The 18728-nt window shown below is 58.8% G+C and carries 18 protein-coding genes and 1 pseudogene; 9 read left to right on the plus strand and 10 right to left on the minus strand.

The window, feature by feature from the left end; all coding sequences use genetic code 11:
* From TK42_RS20990 to TK42_RS21000, 3 genes and pseudogenes are all read right to left on the minus strand, one after another.
* Nucleotides 1-473, minus strand: a pseudogene (locus TK42_RS20990) (type IV secretion protein Rhs); the annotation flags it as partial.
* A gap of 198 nt (nt 474-671) precedes the next feature.
* Nucleotides 672-2153 carry a methyl-accepting chemotaxis protein gene (locus TK42_RS20995; protein WP_103735049.1) on the minus strand — a complete coding sequence of 494 codons (1482 nt, stop codon included), beginning with the start codon at nt 2151-2153 and terminating at the stop codon, nt 672-674.
* Between the two features lie 96 nt (nt 2154-2249).
* Entirely contained in the window at nt 2250-3056 is an 807-nt protein-coding gene (locus TK42_RS21000) for a TatD family hydrolase (RefSeq protein ID WP_032877148.1), read from the minus strand.
* Between the two features lie 236 nt (nt 3057-3292).
* Here TK42_RS21000 and TK42_RS21005 point away from each other — a divergent pair, with 236 nt between their 5' ends.
* From TK42_RS21005 to TK42_RS21015, 3 genes are all read left to right on the plus strand, one after another.
* Nucleotides 3293-4714, plus strand: a complete 1422-nt coding sequence (locus TK42_RS21005) for a transglycosylase SLT domain-containing protein (RefSeq protein WP_103735050.1) — start codon at nt 3293-3295, stop codon at nt 4712-4714.
* 104 nt (nt 4715-4818) lie between these two features.
* Nucleotides 4819-5253 carry a DoxX family protein gene (locus tag TK42_RS21010; RefSeq protein WP_032877146.1) on the plus strand — a complete coding sequence of 145 codons (435 nt, stop codon included), beginning with the start codon at nt 4819-4821 and terminating at the stop codon, nt 5251-5253.
* A 259-nt stretch (nt 5254-5512) separates the two neighbouring features.
* The gene (locus TK42_RS21015) at nt 5513-5821 is read left to right on the plus strand and encodes a hypothetical protein (protein WP_032877145.1); all 309 of its coding nucleotides are present in this window, start codon (nt 5513-5515) and stop codon (nt 5819-5821) included.
* A gap of 4 nt (nt 5822-5825) precedes the next feature.
* Here TK42_RS21015 and TK42_RS21020 read toward each other — a convergent pair whose 3' ends face one another.
* The 3 genes from TK42_RS21020 to TK42_RS21030 are packed head-to-tail and all read right to left on the minus strand — an operon-like array spanning nt 5826 to nt 9232.
* The gene (locus tag TK42_RS21020; RefSeq protein WP_103735051.1) at nt 5826-7568 is read right to left on the minus strand and encodes a Gldg family protein; all 1743 of its coding nucleotides are present in this window, start codon (nt 7566-7568) and stop codon (nt 5826-5828) included.
* Between the two features lie 15 nt (nt 7569-7583).
* Entirely contained in the window at nt 7584-8309 is a 726-nt protein-coding gene (locus TK42_RS21025) for an ABC transporter permease (protein WP_103735052.1), read from the minus strand.
* Nucleotides 8306-9232, minus strand: a complete 927-nt coding sequence (locus TK42_RS21030) for an ABC transporter ATP-binding protein (protein WP_032877142.1) — start codon at nt 9230-9232, stop codon at nt 8306-8308. Before TK42_RS21030 ends, TK42_RS21025 begins: the two co-directional genes overlap by 4 nt.
* A 238-nt stretch (nt 9233-9470) precedes the next feature.
* Between TK42_RS21030 and TK42_RS21035 the strand changes: the two genes are divergently transcribed.
* Together TK42_RS21035 and greB are read left to right on the plus strand one after the other, a co-directional pair.
* Entirely contained in the window at nt 9471-10469 is a 999-nt protein-coding gene (locus TK42_RS21035) for a hypothetical protein (RefSeq protein WP_032877141.1), read from the plus strand.
* A gap of 112 nt (nt 10470-10581) precedes the next feature.
* Nucleotides 10582-11061 carry a transcription elongation factor GreB gene (gene greB, locus TK42_RS21040; RefSeq protein ID WP_103735053.1) on the plus strand — a complete coding sequence of 160 codons (480 nt, stop codon included), beginning with the start codon at nt 10582-10584 and terminating at the stop codon, nt 11059-11061.
* A gap of 38 nt (nt 11062-11099) precedes the next feature.
* Here the strand turns inward: greB and TK42_RS21045 are convergent, their stop codons facing one another.
* Nucleotides 11100-13610 (minus strand): ABC transporter permease, encoded by a 2511-nt coding sequence (locus tag TK42_RS21045; protein WP_032877140.1) that lies wholly within the window; start codon nt 13608-13610, stop codon nt 11100-11102.
* Nucleotides 13610-14293, minus strand: a complete 684-nt coding sequence (locus TK42_RS21050; protein WP_005786391.1) for an ABC transporter ATP-binding protein — start codon at nt 14291-14293, stop codon at nt 13610-13612. The genes TK42_RS21045 and TK42_RS21050 overlap by 1 nt, the downstream gene beginning before the upstream one ends.
* Before the next feature lie 10 nt (nt 14294-14303).
* On the opposite strand from TK42_RS21050, the gene TK42_RS21055 reads away from it, so the two are divergent.
* From TK42_RS21055 to TK42_RS21065, 3 genes are all read left to right on the plus strand, one after another.
* A complete protein-coding gene (locus tag TK42_RS21055; RefSeq protein WP_032877139.1) occupies nt 14304-14909 on the plus strand; it encodes an arylesterase in 606 nt (201 codons plus the stop codon).
* 58 nt (nt 14910-14967) lie between these two features.
* On the plus strand, nt 14968-15261 hold the full coding sequence (locus tag TK42_RS21060) for a hypothetical protein (protein ID WP_003189866.1): 294 nt from the start codon (nt 14968-14970) through the stop codon (nt 15259-15261).
* Nucleotides 15262-15339: 78 nt separating this feature from the next.
* Nucleotides 15340-16302, plus strand: coding sequence for a L,D-transpeptidase family protein (locus TK42_RS21065; protein ID WP_078820695.1), 963 nt, complete (start codon nt 15340-15342; stop codon nt 16300-16302).
* Nucleotides 16303-16373: 71 nt separating this feature from the next.
* Here the strand turns inward: TK42_RS21065 and oprI are convergent, their stop codons facing one another.
* On the minus strand, nt 16374-16625 hold the full coding sequence (gene oprI, locus TK42_RS21070; protein WP_003172710.1) for an outer membrane lipoprotei OprI: 252 nt from the start codon (nt 16623-16625) through the stop codon (nt 16374-16376).
* 613 nt (nt 16626-17238) lie between these two features.
* On the opposite strand from oprI, the gene TK42_RS21075 reads away from it, so the two are divergent.
* On the plus strand, nt 17239-17520 hold the full coding sequence (locus TK42_RS21075) for a GNAT family N-acetyltransferase (RefSeq protein ID WP_003189869.1): 282 nt from the start codon (nt 17239-17241) through the stop codon (nt 17518-17520).
* A gap of 75 nt (nt 17521-17595) precedes the next feature.
* Here TK42_RS21075 and TK42_RS21080 read toward each other — a convergent pair whose 3' ends face one another.
* Nucleotides 17596-18672, minus strand: coding sequence for a 3-deoxy-7-phosphoheptulonate synthase (locus TK42_RS21080; RefSeq protein ID WP_032877137.1), 1077 nt, complete (start codon nt 18670-18672; stop codon nt 17596-17598).
* Nucleotides 18673-18728 lie beyond the last annotated feature (56 nt).

The raw sequence follows: 18728 nt of genomic DNA on the forward strand, positions 1-18728 counted from the left end.
GAGGCATACAGCGCCTTGACGTGATCCCTGGAGACATTGGGGTAAAAGGTGATTTGGTACTGCTGATCGCGGGTACAGTCGTTGACTTCGAGAATGCCGCTGGGGCCGATGGTCCGATGAAGCGGCGCGCCGACTGGGCTGCCATCCCGAGCCAGGGCTTGCAGTGCCACCTGGGTGTTGCCGATGGGTACAAACCGGGTACTTTCAAACAGATGCACCAGAGTCAACCCACCCTGGGCTTTGCATTGAGCGACGGTACGGCTGGGTTTATCGGAAGAAGCCGGCGCGACCAGTGCGACGTCTTCCCCAACCTTGAACACCTGCTCCACGGCAAGTGCCGAACCACCCAACAGGCTGTCGGCCCACGCGTCGAACGTGTTCAGGCAGGTACGAAAATCCGCTAAAACGCGAGTGACATCCGGCGCCTTGGGATCCATGGGGGCCAACACAAAGCCAGCGATCACCGGAATCAAGAGCCAGCCCCGTCAACCAGGGCTCTAACGAAAACAACCATCTGCAATCCCTCGCACTGTTTGATCAGGCGAGGGACTTTGCAGAGGTTCTTGGGTAAAAGAAGTCGGCGTTATTCGCGGAGATGGCGAGGAAGTTTCGCCTAAACTTCAGGTAAACCGAGGCTTGGTGGTAGGAATCGGATTACAGGTGGAACAGTCTTACAGCTTCAACTGCCCAATCGCCTTGCTCAACTCACCCGCCAACGTCGCCAGTTCATTGCTGGTGGTCGCCGACGACACGGTCTGCTGTACAGTGTTTTCGGTGACATCGCGAATACTCACCACGGCGCGGTTCATCTCTTCGGCCACATGGCTTTGCTGTTCGGCGGCGACGGCGATCTGAGTATTGCTTTCGCGCATCTGCGCCACGGCACCGGTGATTTGCGCCAGTGCGGCGCCAGCTTCCTGGGCTTGTTGTACGCAGTCGTCGGCCTTGAATGAGCTTTCCTGCATAAAGTCCACCGCATCGCGAGTACCGGCTTGCAATGCCGAGACCATGCGGGTGATTTCGTCGGTAGAGCTTTGCACGCGCTTGGCCAGGTTGCGAACTTCGTCGGCAACCACCGCGAAACCTCGGCCCATTTCCCCGGCGCGGGCGGCTTCGATGGCGGCGTTGAGGGCGAGCAGGTTGGTCTGTTCGGCGATGCTGTGGATCACCCCGACCACGCCGTTGATCTGTTGGCTGTCCTGGGCCAGTTTCTGGATCATTTCGGCGGTCTGTTGTACGCCGTTGGACAGCCCGGCGATTGAACGCTGTACGCGGATGACCACCTCCTGGCCGCTGCCGGCGAGGGTGTCGGCGGTCTGGGACAGGTCGCGGGTAGCGCCGGCGTGCTGGGCGATATGGTTGACGGTGGCGGTCATCTCATTGATGGCGGTGGCGGCCTGGTCGGTTTCGCTCTGCTGGCCGAGCATACCGTGCTGCACCTCGTTCATGCTGCTGGCCAGGCGTGCGGCGCCGTCATCCAGTTGCCGGGCGGTGCGTGCCACGGTGTTGACCACGCGCTGGTAGCCGGCCTGCATGGCGTTGAATGCACTGGCCATCTGGCCGACTTCGTCCTTGCAGGCCAAGGGCACGCGTGCCGACAGGTCGCCGGTTTTCTCGACGTGCAGCATCACGTCCTTGAGGGTGTTGAGTTGGCTGAGCAGGAAGCGGATCAACAGTTGTGAGGCGCCGAGCATGGCCAGCATCAGGATTGCCACGGCGACGGCATAGTTGGCGAAGCGCTCGCTGAACACTTGGCCAAGGCTGGGTGCGTAGGCGAGGACGGCGACGTGTTGACCGTCAACGCGATCGATCACCTCGGCGCCTATCAGTGGGTTTTTGCCCAACAGCGGTATGTGATTGAGTTCGACCCAGCCGCTGGCAGTACTCAAGGCTGGAAGAGGCTGGTCGCCCAATTGTGGGATTTGCCCCTGGGCATAGGCCAGCCATTGCTCGCCGGTGGGCAGGGCTTTGTCGGCTGGCCAGGCGCTGAGCAACCGCCCCTGAGCCTGGGCCGAAGCCTGGGATGCCTGGCTGCGTGCCTGTTGCTCAAGCTGTACCGCGTACAGCACCAGCAGCAGGGTGGTAATGAAGGCGACCGCATTGACGGCCCAGAATTTGTACTTAAGCGAGATATTGCTAAGCCAGGCACCCATGGAAGGTTTTCTCTGATAGCGGAAACAGTATTGGCAAGGTGCCATTATTGTGCCGCTACTCAGAAAAGCGTTTTTGACATGCGTCAATGCACGGCATCAATCCACATCAGGTAAGCCGAAAAAACGGCGGGCGCAGGCGGTGCTGTGCAATGCCAGGTCTTCGAGGGTTTCATGACGGTGCAAGGCCACTTCGCGCAGGACTTCGGGCAAGTACGCCGGTTCATTGCGACCGTTTTTTGGCTTGGGGCGCAGGGTGCGCGGCAGCAGGTACGGCGCGTCGCTTTCCAGCATCAGGCGGCCCCTGGGAATTTCCCTGACCAGCGGATGCAGGTGCGTCCCACGGCGTTCATCGCAGATCCAGCCGGTGATGCCGATATGCAAGTCCAGGTCCAGGTAGCTGAACAGCGCCGCTTGTTCACCGGTGAAGCAGTGCACCACGGCGGCGGGCAGGTGGTCGCGGTAGTCTTTGAGGATCTCCAGCAGGCGCTGGTTGGCGTCGCGCTCGTGGAGAAACACCGGCAGTTTCAGCTCGACGGCCAGGGCCAGGTGGTGTTCGAGGACTTTTTCCTGCTGGGGGCGAGGGGAGAAGTCGCGGTTGAAATCCAGCCCGCACTCGCCCACGGCACGCACCCGACTTTCTCCCAACAGGCTACGCAGGCGCTGTGCACTGTCGCCGTTCCAGTCGCTGGCGGAGTGAGGGTGGATGCCAGCGGTACTGAACAAGCGCTGGCCGCTTTCATCAAGTTTTGCACACAGCTCCAGGGCCTGTTCACTGCCCTCGATGCTGGTGCCGGTGAGCACCAATTGCTGCACGCCAGCGGCGTAGGCGCGTTCGAGGACAGCCTGGTGCCTCTCGTCGAAACTGGGGTTGGTCAGGTTGACGCCGATATCAATGAGTTGCATGGTGCTATCTCCGCCTGCGGCCGGAAAGCATATCAGAGCTGTAGATTTATAAGAAAAACCAAGAACTACAACGCGTTATCGCTGTCTTTGAACGTCGCAAGCGACATTGTGGTTGGCCAGTTGCCTGTCACTGTGTCGCCGTTGCGCGCCTTGCCAGCGCATAGAGCGCTCTGTTTCTGACCTCCAGCACTTTGTTATTCGCGAAGGCGCTGGCCAGTATTCTTTCCGGAGAGCGGATGATCCGACCCTCGGCGATGCTTGTGTTGTGCCTGACGTTACTGCTGCCCATGGCGGCGGTCGCACGTCTGGACGGGCCGTTGGAAGTCACCAAGCCTGGCAAGGTGCGTGACCTGGCGCAAATTCGTTCCAGTCGCACCCTGCGCGTACTGGTCAACCAGAGCCGCAACAGCTCCGGTGAAGTGCAGGGCCAGGCCATCGGCGTCGAATACCATCGGTTGCGTGCCTTCGAACAGTACCTCAACGGTCACGCCCGCGATGGCCAGGAAATCAACCTCAAGATCATCCCCAAGGCCAAGGACCAGTTACTCGGCGCGTTGGCCCGTGGCGAAGGCGACCTGGTGGCGCCCGGCGAGTTGCTGGATGTGAAGGCCATACACAAAATCAGCGCCAGCGAGCCGATTGTCAGCGATGTGCCGTTGTGGCTGGTCGGCGTCAAGGGAGAGCGACGATTTACCAAGTTGGAGCAATTATCTGGTCGCACGTTGACGCTGACCACCGGCAGTGCGGCGGCGGATGCCATCAGTCAGGTCAATCAGAAACTGGCGCTGCACAAACGAGCACCGGTGAAGGTGGAGTGGGTTGACCCTAGCCTGGCGGTAGAGGATGTACTGGAGATGGTGCAGGCCGGGATTTTTCACCTGACGATCGTTGAAAAACCGATTGCCGAGCGCTGGTCGAAAATCCTGCCCAAGCTGCGCTTTGACAAGCAGGTGGTAATCAGCGAACCGGGTGACGAGTTCTGGTTCGTGCGCCAGGACGCTTCGATGCTGCGCGCCAGCATTGACCGATTTCTCAAGACCTATCGAACCCCTGCCGATCAGGATGTGGCGTTCCAGCGTATCTACCGACGCCTCTATCAGGTGCGCAACCCGCTGGCGCGCGCCGACCGCCAGCGTCTGGAAAAACTGCGCCCGGTCTTGCAAAAACATGCGCGCGAGCAAGGGATGGACTGGCTGAACCTGGCGGCGTTGGCGTTCAAGGAGTCCTCCCTGGACCCAGGCGCACGCAATAGCGGCGGCCCGACCGGCCTGATGCAAATCACGCCTTCGGCGGCGCAGCGGGTAGGGGTCAACAACATCGAGAGTCTCGATAGCAATGTGCAAGCTGGCGCACGTTACCTGGCGTTGATCCGGCGTAAATTTTTCTCCAGCCCCAAGCTCAACGAGCGCGAGCGCATGGCTTTTGTGCTGGCGGCCTACAACATGGGCCCGGAGCGGGTCCAGGGGATGCGCACCGAGGCCAGGCGCCGCGGGCTGAACCCCAATCAATGGTTCTTCCAGGTTGAACGCATCGCCATGGAGCAGGTGGGGATGGGCGGCGTCAGCTATGTTAATAGCGTCAACAAGTATTACTTGGCGTTCGACCGGGAGCGAGAGTCCCTGGAGCCGCCTGCAGCAAAAATGGCCTTACGCAAATAATCAAATTTATCGATATTAATTAGGCAATATTTGCGCTTTTGTCATTGCTTAAACTGATTAATATAGCGGCCAACCAACCCCTACCTGGAAAAGGATTTACTTAAATGAGCCCAATGATTACACGCGTCCTGTCCACCCGCGCCGGTTACGGCCTGACTATCCTGCGCATCTTCGTCGGCATCATCTTTGCCGCTCACGGTTCGCAAAAACTGTTCGGCTGGTTTGGCGGCGGCGGCCTGGCGGGTACTGCCCAATTCATGGAAAGCCTCGGCCTGACGCCGGGTACCCTGATGGCAGTGTTGTCGGGCGGTACCGAGTTTTTCGCCGGCCTGGCCCTGATCATTGGTTTGCTCGCTCGCCCGGCAGCATTGGGCCTGACCTTCCTCACGCTGGTTGCGATCTTCTCGGTGCATATCCATAACGGCTTGTTCATGGCCAACAACGGGTATGAATTTGCTTTGGCTTTGCTCGGCGGGGCGCTGGCGGTATTGCTCGAAGGTGCGGGCAAACTGTCGGTTGATCGCGCCATCACTGACTGATCTGTTTGCATGTCCCGGAAAAGGCCCGCATCTGCGGGCCTTTTCGTTGCTCGGGATTCTTGACACTGCCCCACCGGCTTCTCTAGGATGCTGTTCATGCGCCGATTTAAACAGCTAATTGCGGGGCGCCACTGGGACTCAATGCAGCCCGATAGAAGTCCGTATCCTCACCCAGGGCGCTCTTCGAAATACCGCTAAAGCGCTGGTTCGGTGTTGCCTCTCACCTGCCCGCAGACTTTTGAGGCAGAGACACGACACGATGAATGCACCACGCCCTCTCATACGCCTGGCCCCGATTACCGCGGACCTGACTCAACGCAATCCGAAAATCCTCCTGGGTGGTAAACACCAGCCGACGCTCCTGCGTTATCTGGACGGCTGGCCACGCCGTAGCGGTCGGCCCTCGGCGTTCCTGATCCAGTTTGTCGAGGACGGCGAATCCCTGGCTCGTTTTGCCAGCAATAGTTTCGACCTTGCAGTGATCCAGGCGCCCAATGCCGGCGACGCCCATGAAGTGATTCACCAACTGACGCGTATTGCCCGCCAGGGGTTGATTGCGCGGCGTTGAGCCGTCAGTCATAGGCCGCTGGCGCGGCTGATCGGCGTCGACGTTGGTGGAGGGAAAGTCCCCAGGCAATCAGGCATAACAGTAACGGCATCGTGGCGATCATCAGCCCTTTAAGGTATCGCTCGAAACGCTGCAAGGGCGCGTATGCCTGGGCTTTGAGTGCATGCAACTCGATGGGCAATTGCAGGCGTTCCTTGTTGAGTGCCTGCAACTGGGTGTTGGTATCCACGGCCTGTGTGACCAGGCTTGCGTGCCCTGGATTCAGCCTTTGCCATGCTTGCTCTGTGAGCTCTTGTCGTCGCTCCAGTTCAACCGCACTTTTGCGATAAGCCTGTGCGGCTTCTTCGCGCATGTGTTCGAGCCTGTGCAGTGGCTGGGTGATGACGCGCGGTCGGATGCGCCTGAGTATCTCCGGAACTGCCAGGTTATCCAGGGTATTCAATACAAATTGCGCATTACCGTTGGGCTGAGCGTTGCTGACAGCGTCCGCGAGCACGTCAGTGTCGGCCACGACCACCACCTGGATCTGCTCGGCGTGTTGCATCCCCGGTGGCTGGCCCTTGAGGCCGTCGGGAAATACCGAATAAGCGGGGCCCTCGACACGGGCGGCAATCACGTGGCGCTCTCCTGTCGTGGCGGTTTCATCGATGAGTGAGTCGAACGTGGTCGCAGAAGCAAAGCGCCCTGCATCCAGCAGTGCGGACTGCCGGGAGCTCTGTAGCAAGGGGGTCAGCAGCGTACGATTTTTGTTGGACAGGGAGAGGGCGCCGCTGCTGGACACGGTCACGGCATCCAGGTTCCAGGTGCTCAGGTCTGTCGGGTTCATTGCCTGCCGTGGAAGTTCCAGCCTGGCTGGGTGCAGTACCTTTGGCATTCCGGGGCCGGGCGTAGCCGATGAGGCGTAAATATTATCGACCAACAGCTTGTCCGCAGGCATTTGTATACCCCATGCAGTGAGCAGCGCATCCAGCCTGGCGTTGGTCGTTATGGCTTGCGCAGCTATCTCGCTCACCGGGTCGATAAAGGCCATCAGCGTTGCGCCTCTCATTACCGCTTGCTCAATGGCATACAGAGCCTGCTCGGGCAGGGCACCGGGCTGTACGACCATCAATGTACTTATCGATGACGGCACTTGAGCGATGGTCGATGCCAGTTCCACCACGTTGAATTGTTCGCGCATCTGTTCCAGTAGTTCGCCGGCAGGTTCATGTAGCGCCAGTCCCGACAGCAGGCCGATAGTGGGACGTTCAGGGTGCATGAGTTTGTGGAGCAGGTGGCTGATTTCATGTTCAAGCAATGACTCATGCTCGGGATTGAACAGGTCAATGCGTTGCGCGCTATGTCCGGCACGGGTGCCAATAAGGCCTAGGAATCCTTGCGTGTCATCCAGGCCAAACAAACCGGCTTTGTAAGCGTCTTCTGAAAAAGGCGTTGGGTTGATGACATGTAGATTGATCATGCCGTTGGCCGCTTTTTCGACTTCCTTGAGCATGTCTTCAACGCGACGGCCGTAACGACTCACTGCCTGGCTCCGTTGAGGGGCATTGATAGCATTGAAGTAATACAGGTCCAGTGGGGTTTCAAATGTTGTCAGCAGTTGGCGCGTTGATGACGATAAGGTATGGATTTGTGTGTGTGAAAAGTCCCAGCGGATATTGGGTAGTTTCGGTACCCAGACCAGATTGAAGGCCAGAAACAGTAGCGATATGACAAGTAAGGTCATACCCGCACGAAGAGCGGATCCCATCAGTGGCTTTCCTTCTCAGCTGTTCTTGTAGTTGAGTGTGATGGTCGTCGCAAAGAGAAAAGCCAGGATCATACTTATAAAGTAAAAGCCGTCATGCAGTGTCAGTTTGCCGTTATCCATCGTGCTAAAGCGAGCAATAGGGTCAAGGGACATCAGGCTGTCGATAATCCAAATGGGTGTCTGGCTATCAAGTGCATCCAGCATTGAGGAAAGCGCGCTGGCAATCAGCAATAAGCCCAGTGTGAGCAGGAAAATAATGATGCGTTGCTTGGCAAGTACACAGATGAAGCAGCCCACCGAGAGATAACTTCCGGCCAACAACCAACTGGCCAGGAATTGTGACGCGATAACGGCATTATCCGGTGTGCCCAAATAGTTGACCGCGATCACCAAAGGGAAATTAAACATTAAGGCAATGGCGCAGACGGTCCAGGCTGCCATGAATTTTCCGACCACCTGTTCAGTGGCGGTGACAGGCAAGGATTTCAGCGTGTCGCAAAAGCTGCTGTTGTATTCATCCGACCACAACTGCGTCGATAAAATGGGGACCAACAATAGATAAAGCCAGGGGTGCAGTTCGAAGAAAGCCTGCAAATCGCTGCTGTTTCGCTCCATCCATTGCTGGGTGTCCAATCCCAATGTCGCACACAGCACGAGGAAAACCGCCACACTCAGGTAAGTGCTTGGTGAGCAGGCATAACTGGCGAGTTGACGCTTGAAAATAACAGGTAGCAGTCTCAAGCAGGTATCTCCTGGCTCAGATGGTGAACGACATCGCCCAGGCGACCCGGCTCCAGGCTCAAAGACGTTATGTTCCAGCCGCGATGTGCGATAAGCGCGTTAATCGAGGGGAAGATGGAGTGCCCGGGCATGGCCAGGACAGTCACCTTGCCCTGTGCATGTCGGTCCTCCTCGATGCCCGCGACACCGGGTAATACGGCAAGTGCGAGTAAATCCAAGGGGCTGTCTGATGCCAGGGTCACCGCCTGGAAATGCCGGGAACTGCGCTGCAGATCCGCAAGCGAAGCATCGGCGGCCAGGCGGCCACCGGCGATGACCAGGGCACGGGTGCACATGTCCGTCAGTTCGTGGTAGTGGCGGGAGGCGATAATGACCGTCATGTCCTCGGTCAGGGACTTGATGAGTGCGCTGAACTTGAGCCGTTGATCAGGGCATAGCCCTTGCGTGGGTTCATCGAGCAGGAGCAGGCTTGGGGAGTGGACTAAAGCCTGGGCCAATGCAACCCTGCGCTTCAAATCAGGGGGCAGTATGTCGGCGGGGCAGTCGAGCACGGGCATCAGGTCCAGCCGTGCGGCTACCTGCTCTACCTGGCTGCGCTTTTCCAGGCCCCTCAAACCACGAATGGCCGCAATAAAATTAAGCATGTTTTTGACGGACATTCTATGGTGGGTGAGTCCGCCTTGAAGTTGATAGCCAATGGCTTTTTTGGCTTGAAGTGAATGAGTTTGGGTATTGAACCCCAGAATATTGATTTGCCCAGAAGTCGGTTTGATCGTACCGGCGATCAAGTTCAATAAGGTCGTTTTCCCTGCGCCACTTTCTCCCAGCAGGCCCACGCATTCCTGATGCTGCGCACTGAAGGAGATGTTGGTAATTGCGCTTGTTCTGCCCAGCTGTTTTGTTAAGTTGCTTATCTCGATCATGTCGTTACCGAATAAGTGTTCGGGGCGTGTGCGAAGCGGCGCTGTATAGGGAAGGGCCTTAAAAAGAGTACGTTCATTAGTTGTGGTTGGGAACGCACGGCGCGACTTATAAGAAGAATCCTACGTTCGGCTCGATAATTCGCTGAAACAATTGTTTTGTTTGGAGGGCTTATTAATGTTCGGATGTTTATCTGATGTTTATATAAGGTTTTCTCTTTTGTAACGAGGCCTGATCGCCATGATGCTTCTACGTACTCTTGTTCTTGAGCGCAGCGATGCGCAGGCACCTGTAAACGGTGCGTTGCTCTGTGGGTTTGCTGTCGCCCAAACGGCGTCGAACTTTCTTGTGTATAGCCTCGATGAAGAAGCCGAACCTGGTCATTCCAGGGTCTACATCGCGGTTCTGCGTAAAAAGCTTGAACGCTACTTCCTGGGCGGCGTTGATTCGAAGGAGGATTTGCAGGTGGCGATGCAGGTCTTCAAGCAGGTTCTGACGCAGGCGGCTGCACCTGGCTCCAAGGCGATTCCGGCTGCCGAGCCCCAGGTTCCGTTCCATTTCATTGACCTGAAGGGGTGCAGGTTGCCGCCTGCCCGACCCGAGGATCACCACTCGGTGATCATCAAGAAAGCATTGGTGATGAAGGTGATTACCTTGGGCATGTCAGCCCCTGCGTTGCCTGCCATCGAAAGTAGTACGGTGATCGTGCCGTCGATCCGCTTCTCATCGCAAATGGTTGCACCGCCACGCAACCCAACCCCACCCAGGATTGCGCCACAGCCTGTGGTTGAAGATATCGTGGAAGAACCGGTGCCATCGTTTGTGCAGATGCCGCAGGCGCCCGCTGAGGCAGTTAAGGTGCCTTTTCAGGTTGAACAGCCTGAAGTCCCACCGTTTGAGGAGCCTGCGCCGCTGGAGCAAGAGTCTTTGCTTGAGATGGATAGCACCCTGAGCAATCTCGCCAAGGTCGCTCAGGAGCTGACGCAAAAAAAACGCGCTGTCCTCGAAAAGGAAGAGCAACTTGAGCAGTGGCAGATGCGGCTGCAAGAGCAGCAAAGCCTATTGGACGAAAAACACCGAGAGCTGGAGCAGCGTCATACTCAATTGCAGGATCAGCAATCAGAGGTCAACCAAAAGGCGGAAAAGCTGGCGATGATGATGTCGCAGCTGTCAGGAGTGCGCCAGCATCTGCACGGGACGCTCTTTGGCCTGGATCAGGTCCTGGATGGCCAGGGATAAGCCGATGGGCTCGCCGCCCAGGTTCATTTATCATCACCCCCAGCCAGCCAACGCCTGGGCATGATGCCTGGCGTATTTGGCACCATTGGACACTGCCTGGGGATGCAAGCGTTTGAGTACCAAGCTGATTACCAAAGAAGGCCATGAAGCGCTTAAAAAAGAGTTGGACTACCTGTGGCGGGAAAAGCGTCCGGACACCACGCGCAAAGTGACTTGGGCGGCCTCCCTGGGCGATCGCAGTGAAAACGCGGACTACCAGTACAACAAGAAACTGTTGCGGGAGATTGACCGGCGGGTGCGCTACCTGCGTAAACGCCTGGAAGATATGCGCGTGGTGGAATACATGCCCGAGCAGGAGGGCAAGGTGTTTTTCGGCGCATGGGTCGAAATCGAAAACGAACAGGGTGACACCAAGCGTTTTCGTATCGTGGGTTATGACGAGATTTATGACCGAATGGATTACATCTCCATCGACTCGCCCATGGCACGGGCTCTGCTGCGCAAGGAGGTGGACGATGAGGCAATCGTGCACACCCCAGGCGGCGAGGTGTGCTGGTGGATCACCAGGATTGAATATGTGAAGCAGGCATAATGGCCCGTGCTCTGAACCGAGCACGGGCCAGCCAGGTCTCAGCCTTCGCGCAATACGGTCAGCGGGCTGGCATTCAGTGCGCGACGCGTGCCGAATACCCCGGCAGCGCCGATCAGCACGGCCCCGATCACGGGTAGCAGTAGCAGCCACGGGTGGGGGTGCCACGCCAGGTCAAAGGCGTAGCGGTACAGCACCCACGTCACCAGTTCGGTGCCCAATGCCGCCAGCAGGCCACTGACGGCACCCAGCAGGCCGAACTCAATGCGTCGCGCCTTGATCAGCAATTTGCGCTCGGCACCCAGGGCTCGCAGCAAGGCTCCCTGGCGGATGCGTTCGTCCAGAGTGGCCTGCAAGCCGGAGAACAACACCGCCATGCCCGCCGCCAACACAAACAACAGCACGTACTCCACCGCCAGTGTCACTTGGGCAAGGATGCTGCGCAACTGCTCCAGCAACGCTTCGACCTGCAGGATAGTGACAGCCGGGAAGGCCCGTGCAAGATCGACGATCTGTTGGTCGTGACCGGGTGCCAGGTAGAAACTGGTCAGGTAGGTCGCGGGTAAGTCTTTCAAGGTGCCGGGCTGGAAGATCATGAAGAAGTTGGGTTGGAAATTATCCCAGTTGATGGTCCGCAGGCTGGTGACCCGTGCCTCGCGGTTTTCCCCGCCGATGGTGAACAGCAAATGGTCGTTGAGCTTGAGTTTCAGGCTCTCGGCCACCTTGGCTTCCACCGACACGCCAGGAATCTCATCGCTTGGTTGCGCCGACCACCAGGCGCCCGCCGTCAGGGCGTTACCCGGAGGTAAATCGGCAGCCCAGGTCAGGCTCAGATCGCGTTGAATCGCACGGTCGCCACTGGAGTCCTTGCTGACAATCTCTTGCACGGGTTCGCCGTTGATGCTGATCAATCGCCCCGGCACTACCGGATACAACGGTGCCGCTTGCGCCTGTACTTCCAGCAGGCGGGCGCCAAAGGTGTCCTTGTCGGCCGGCAGGATATTCAATGCGAAGTAGTTGGGCGCGTCTTTGGGCAGTTGATTTTGCCAGGTGTCGAGCAATTCGCCCCGCAACAGTGCGATCAATCCCATGGACAGCAGAATCAGGCCAAAGGCCAGGGATTGGCCTGCCGCCGCCAGCGGGTGGCGCAGCAATTGGCCCAGGCCCAGGCGCCAGGGCAAGGAGGCGCGAGCCAATAGGCGTCGCAGGCTTTGCAACATCAGCAGCAACAAGCCGCCAAGGATCAATGCCGCGACCACGCCGCCGCCCAGCAGAGCGAAGGTCAATACCAGGTCCAGGCTCAGGCGCCACATGATCAGGCCCAAGGCAAACAGCGCCGCGCCGTAGACCATCCAGGTGCTTGAGGGGATGGGCAGCAAATCGCGGCGCAATACCCGCAGCGGCGGTACGCGCCCCAGTGCCGCCAGTGGTGGGAGGGCGAAGCCTGCGAGGGCGACCAGCCCGGTGCCGATCCCCGCGACGGCCGGCAGCAATCCGCCCGGCGGCACATCGGCGGGCAGCAGGTCGTGGAGGAAATAGAACAAACCAAATTGCGCCAGCCAGCCGAGCAGGGCGCCGACCAGGCTTGCCAGCAAGCCCAGTACGCTCAGTTGCAGGCTGAACAGCAACATGGCTTCACGTCGTGACAATCCCAGGCAGCGCAACAACGCGCTGGCATCGAAACGACGACTGGCGAATCGGTTGGCCGACAGTGCCACGGCTACGCCGGCCAGCAGCACGGCCACCAGGCTGGCCATGTTCAGGTAGCGCTCGGCCTTGCCCAGGGCGCCGCCGATCTGCTGGTTGCCATCGCGCGAGTCCTGCAGTCGCTGGTTGGCGGCAAGGCCAGGCTTGATCAAGTCGCGATAGGTTTGCAGCGCCGTGCTGCCTTGCGGGGCGCGCCACAGTTCGCGGTAACTCACACGGCTACCTGGCTGGACTACTCCGGTGGCGTCCAAGTCGGTCAGGTTGATCATCACCCTGGGCGTGAGGCTGTAGAAGTTGCCGGCCCGGTCGGGCTCATACGTCAGGATACGCGCCAGGCGCAGGGTCTTCATGCCGACATCGATGCTGTCGCCGACTTTCAGGTCCAGCGCGGTCAGCAGCCTTGCTTCCACCCAGGCTTCACCGGGTTTGGGGCCGCCGCCCTGCGTTTGCGTACCGAAGGGCTCGGCGCTGCTTTTCAACTCGCCGCGCAAGGGGTACTGCTCGTTGACGGCCTTGATACTGGAAAGCTGAATGCCATTGTCCGTGGCGATAACGCTGGAGAACTCCACGATGCGGGCGTGATCCAGGCCCAGTTCGGCCCCGGACCTGATTTGCTCGGGGCGGGCAGGTGAGCTGCCTTCGAGCACCAGGTCGGCGCCGAGGAACTCGGTGGCACGCAACAGCATGGCGCCGTTGAGGCGCGCGCCGAAGTAGCCGATGGCGGTGCTGGCCGCCACGGCCACCAGCAGGGCAAAGAACAGCACGCGCAGTTCACCTGCGCGGGCGTCGCGCAGTAACTGGCGCATGGCAAGGCTGAACAGGCGCAACAGCGGCAAACGTGCCATCAAGGCTCCAGGGGCGCGACCATCAGGCCGGCTTCAAGGCGGATCAGGCGTCGGCAACGGTGGGCCAGGCGCTCGTCATGGGTGACCAGTACCAGGGTCGTGCCGCTCTCTTTATTGAGCTCGAACAGCAGGTCGCTGATGCGCTCGCCGGTATGGCTGTCGAGGTTGCCGGTGGGTTCGTCGGCAAACAGCACGTCCGGTTCGGCGGCAAACGCGCGGGCAATGGCGACCCGTTGCTGCTCGCCACCGGACAGTTGGCGCGGCGAGTGGGTCAGGCGCTGGCCCAGACCCACACGTTCCAACAGATGCCGGGCACGCTCGCGGGCGTCCTTGCGGCCGTCCAGCTCCAGCGGCAGCATCACGTTTTCCAGTGCGTTGAGGCTGTCGAGCAGTTGGAAGGATTGAAAGACGAAACCCACATGTTCGGCACGGATGCGTGCACGCTGGTCTTCGTCAAGCGTGCTCAAGGCTTGCCCCGCCAGAGTGACTTCGCCGCTGCTGGGCAGGTCGAGGCCGGCCAGCAGGCCCAGCAGGGTGGATTTACCGGAACCGGAGCTGCCGACGATAGCCAGGCTATCGCCCTTGTTCAGTTCCAGGCTCAGTTCGTGCAGGATAGTCAGTTCACCTTCCGCGCTGGGAACCACTTTGCTAAGGTTTCGCGCGGTGAGAATGCTTGCGCCCATGGAGAATCCGATGCGAATGTGGTTTTTGAGTGCTGGCCTGGCCTTGATGTGCATGGCCCAGAACGCAGCGGCGGGTACAGTCCTGATCGTTGGCGATAGTATCAGTGCCGGTTTCGGCCTGGATACCCGCAAAGGGTGGGTTGCGCTGCTGGAGCAACGGCTCAAGCAGGAGGGTTTTGACGACAAAGTGGTCAACGCATCCCTCAGTGGCGACACCAGTGCGGGTGGCCTCGCACGCCTGCCTGCGGCGCTTGCAGAGCATAAGCCTGACGTAGTGGTTATCGAACTTGGGGGCAATGATGGCTTGCGCGGGCAGCCGCCGGCGCAATTGAAACAAAATCTTGCGTCGATGATTGACCAGTCCAAGGCTGGCGGTGCCAAGGTGCTGCTGCTGGGTATGCAGTTGCCACCCAATTACGGGCCTCGATACACCACCGCATTTGCACAAGTCTATGGTGAGTTGGCCAAGGAAAATGACATTCCCCTGGTGCCGTTTTTCCTTGAGGGGGTGGGCGGTCATCCAGAGCTGATGCAGGCTGATCAATTGCACCCGGCGGTCGCGGCCCAAGGCAAGTTGCTGGAAAATGTCTGGCCGGCGCTAAAACCGCTGTTATGACGCTTTTCTACCGGCAGGCTTTCGGCTAAGGTGGCGCCCCCCTGATTTGGAGCCCTCGATGTCGCGCCCTGCCTGGTCCCTGTTTAACTACCAACTGATCGAGCCGGACGAGCAGCTGGATCTGTTCGCCTGTCAGGAAGTTCGGGTGCATCTGGTGGCGCGTCAACTGGAGTTGGGTGGCTCGATCGACCGCACGCTCTGTGGCACTTTATTGCCGGCGCAGCCACGCTGGTCGTCGGTGAATCGCTCGATCTTCCAGGATCAGCGCCTGTGCCCGTTGTGCCGGGCGATTCTGGAATCGCAAAAGCGCGGCACGCCGCCGATCTGGCCGGAGCTGCGTTTCGAGCTATAAAACAGCTTGAAGCCTGGCGCTGCGAAGCCGTATACAATCAATTTTTCCCTACCCGTCGTCTTGCGAAGGATTTTCCGGATGTTGTCGCGCCTTTCCGTCGTCACCTGCTGCCTGTCTCTCGCTGCGCTTTGTGCGGCCGGTTCGGCGGCAGCCTTGCAGTTGCCCCTGCCGCCGCCAGGCGAGGACATTGTCGGTCAGGTCCAGGTCATCAAGGCCAAGTACGAAGATACCTTTGCCGACCTGGGCACCACCTACGACCTGGGTTACTCGGAAATGGTCGCGGCCAACCCCGGCGTCGATGCCTGGCTGCCGGGCGCGGGCACCGATATTGTGCTGCCGACACGTTTTATCCTGCCGCCGGGGCCACGGGAAGGCATTGTGATCAATTTGGCCGAGTACCGGCTCTACTACTATCCAAAGGGCCAGGACGTCGTCTACACCTTCCCGCTGGGCATCGGCCGTGAAGGCTGGGGCTCGCCGATCGCCCACACCAGTATCATCGCCAAGACGCCGAACCCGACCTGGACGCCACCGGCCTCGATCAAGGCCGAGCACGCCGCCAACGGTGACCCGCTGCCCAACGTGGTGCCTGCCGGTCCGGATAACCCGCTGGGGCCGTTCAAGTTCACGCTGGGCACGCCGGGTTACCTGATCCATGGCTCCAACATGAAATTTGGTATCGGCACGCGTACCAGCCACGGCTGTTTCCGCATGTTCAATAACAACGTACTGGAAATGGCCGGCATGGTGCCGGTGGGCACCTCGGTGCGCATTATCAACGATGCCTACAAGTTCGGCAGCAGTGGTGGCAAGGTCTACCTTGAAGCTCATACCCCGTTGAACGATGACGGCACGCCTTCGGTGGTCGACAAGCACACGGCGGTCATCAACGCGTTGCTCAAGCGTGAAGACCTGTCCAACAACCTGCGCGTGAACTGGGACCAGGTGCGTGATGTGGTCGCGGCCGAGGATGGTTTGCCGACCGAGATTGGCGTGCCGGGCGCGGCGCCGGTGGCCTCCAGCACGCCGGCCGACCTGTAGGCGCGTCAAGCGCGAGGCAAAAAAAAGCCGACCCATAAATGGATCGGCTTGATAACAACCCCGAAGGATTATTACTTGCGGCTTGCTTTCTCAAGCATGCGCAGAGCGCGCTCGTTAGCTTCGTCAGCAGTCTGTTGTGCTTTTTGAGCAGCAGCCAGAGCTTCATCAGCTTTACGGTAGGCTTCGTCTGCACGAGCCTGGGAGCGAGCTGCTGCGTCTTCAGTTGCAGTCAGACGAGCTTCGGTTTCTTTGGAGACGCTGCTGCAACCGGTAGCCAGAACTGCGGCCAGAGCCAGAGCAGAGAATTTCAGAACGTTGTTCATCGTGTTCCCCTTCAAGGACTTTCAATTAGATGGCTACTTGCTCAGAGTGAGCTAATAGCCGGCGTACATACTACCCATTACTTGTAGTAAGTAAACTGACGTTGCGCAAGAAGCAAAAAAAATTCCTGTGCCGAATCTATTTTGGCTAACCTTTTGAAGGTTTGTATGAAAACTGTCCAATTTTTTTCATCTCGATCGACATTGGATCCAGGCTGAAAGGGCCGGCCCGCATGTGTTAAGCCTTGTAAACAGATGAAAATTTATATATCGAAGCGGGCACTTTCGTTGCCATCGGCTTTACTCCGGCTGGCATCTTTTGCGCATCTAGAGGTGACTTTAAGAGCGGCAGTTCGTCTCAAGCTTCAACTGCCGGCAATGTTCAGGCTATCGGTCAACGGTTGATCGAGGCCCTTTCTATATATCCAGCCGGGGCAGGGAATGATGAGTGCGCCTTGAGCAATTGCAGGATTGGTGCCTACTATTCCCTACGTGCTGGCTGTGAGCGCTCAGGGTTTTCTCGTTGTCGAAACCGGCACGGGGTGGCGTAGATGTTCCTTCGCCGGAAAAACATCGGTAAGGTAGGGTCAATATTCAAGACCCGCGAGGAGTAGTGATGAGCGAGGCGTTGTCCATCCACCATGACCAGGCTGGTCATCAGTTCGAGACCAATGTGGACGGTCATCGTGCCTATCTGACCTATATGGACCTCGGGAAGCAGACGCTGGATATCTATCGCACGTTCGTGCCCAACGCGCTGCGCGGACGAGGCATTGCCGCCGCGTTGACAGAAGAAGCCTTGAAGTTTGCCGAAGAGGCCGGCTACACGGTGATCCCGTCGTGCTCGTATGTCGAACGCTACATGGAGCGCCACCAGCGCCATGCCGCAAAGCTGTAACTGACCAGTTGCCAATAAAAACGCCGGGCTTAGCCCGGCGTTTTTGTGTGCGTCTGATCCAGAAAAATGCGTGGTTCAGCTGCGTTTGCGCTTGGGCAACACGTCCTTGAGCTTGGCGTGCATGCTGCGCAGGGTGTTTTCGGTAGCCGCCCAGTCGATGCAGGCATCGGTAATCGACACGCCGTACTGCAAATCGGCCAGATCCTTTGGAATTGCCTGGCAACCCCAGTTCAAATGGCTTTCGACCATCAAGCCGATGATCGACTGGTTGCCTTCCAGGATCTGGTTGGCGACGTTTTCCATCACCAGTGGCTGCAAGGCCGGGTCCTTGTTGGAGTTGGCGTGGCTGCAGTCAACCATGATGTTTGGCTTGATCTTGGCTTTGTTCAGCGCCTGTTCGCACAGTGCGACACTGACCGAATCGTAGTTGGGCTTGCCGTTGCCACCGCGCAGCACTACGTGACCGTAGGCGTTGCCCTTGGTGGTGACGATGGAGACGCCACCTTCCTGGTTGATACCCAGGAAACGGTGAGGGCTGGAGACCGATTGCAAGGCATTGATCGCCACGGTCAGACCGCCGTCGGTACCATTCTTGAAGCCTACGGCCGAAGACAGGCCGGACGCCATTTCGCGGTGGGTCTGGGATTCGGTGGTGCGTGCGCCAATGGCCGACCAGCTGATCAGGTCCTGCAGATACTGCGGGGAGATCGGGTCCAGCGCTTCGGTGGCAGTGGGCAGGCCCATTTCAGCCAGGTCCAGCAACAGTTTGCGCCCGATGTGCAAGCCGTCCTGGATCTTGAACGAGTCGTCCAGGTACGGGTCGTTGATCAAGCCTTTCCAGCCGACGGTGGTACGCGGTTTCTCGAAATAGACGCGCATCACCAGATACAGGGTGTCGGACACTTCCGCGGCCAGCACCTTGAGACGCTCGGCGTATTCGTGGGCAGCCTTGAGGTCGTGGATCGAGCAAGGCCCGATCACCACGAAAAGACGGTGGTCGGTGCCATCGAGAATGTCACGGATGACTTCGCGACCCTTGGTGACGGTCTGCAGGGCAGCGTCGCTCAGGGGGATTTCGCGCTTGAGCTGATCGGGTGTGATCAGGGTCTCGTTGGATTCGACGTTAAGGTCATTGATCGGTAAATCAGCCATCGTGTTACTCGCCAGGGTCACGGGTGCCGGCCGCCAGCCATCCCCGTGCGGCGGGC

The sequence above is a fragment of the Pseudomonas sp. GZJR-8 genome (genome assembly GCF_002916705.1).
Classification (GTDB): Bacteria; Pseudomonadota; Gammaproteobacteria; order Pseudomonadales; family Pseudomonadaceae; genus Aquipseudomonas; species Aquipseudomonas synxantha_A.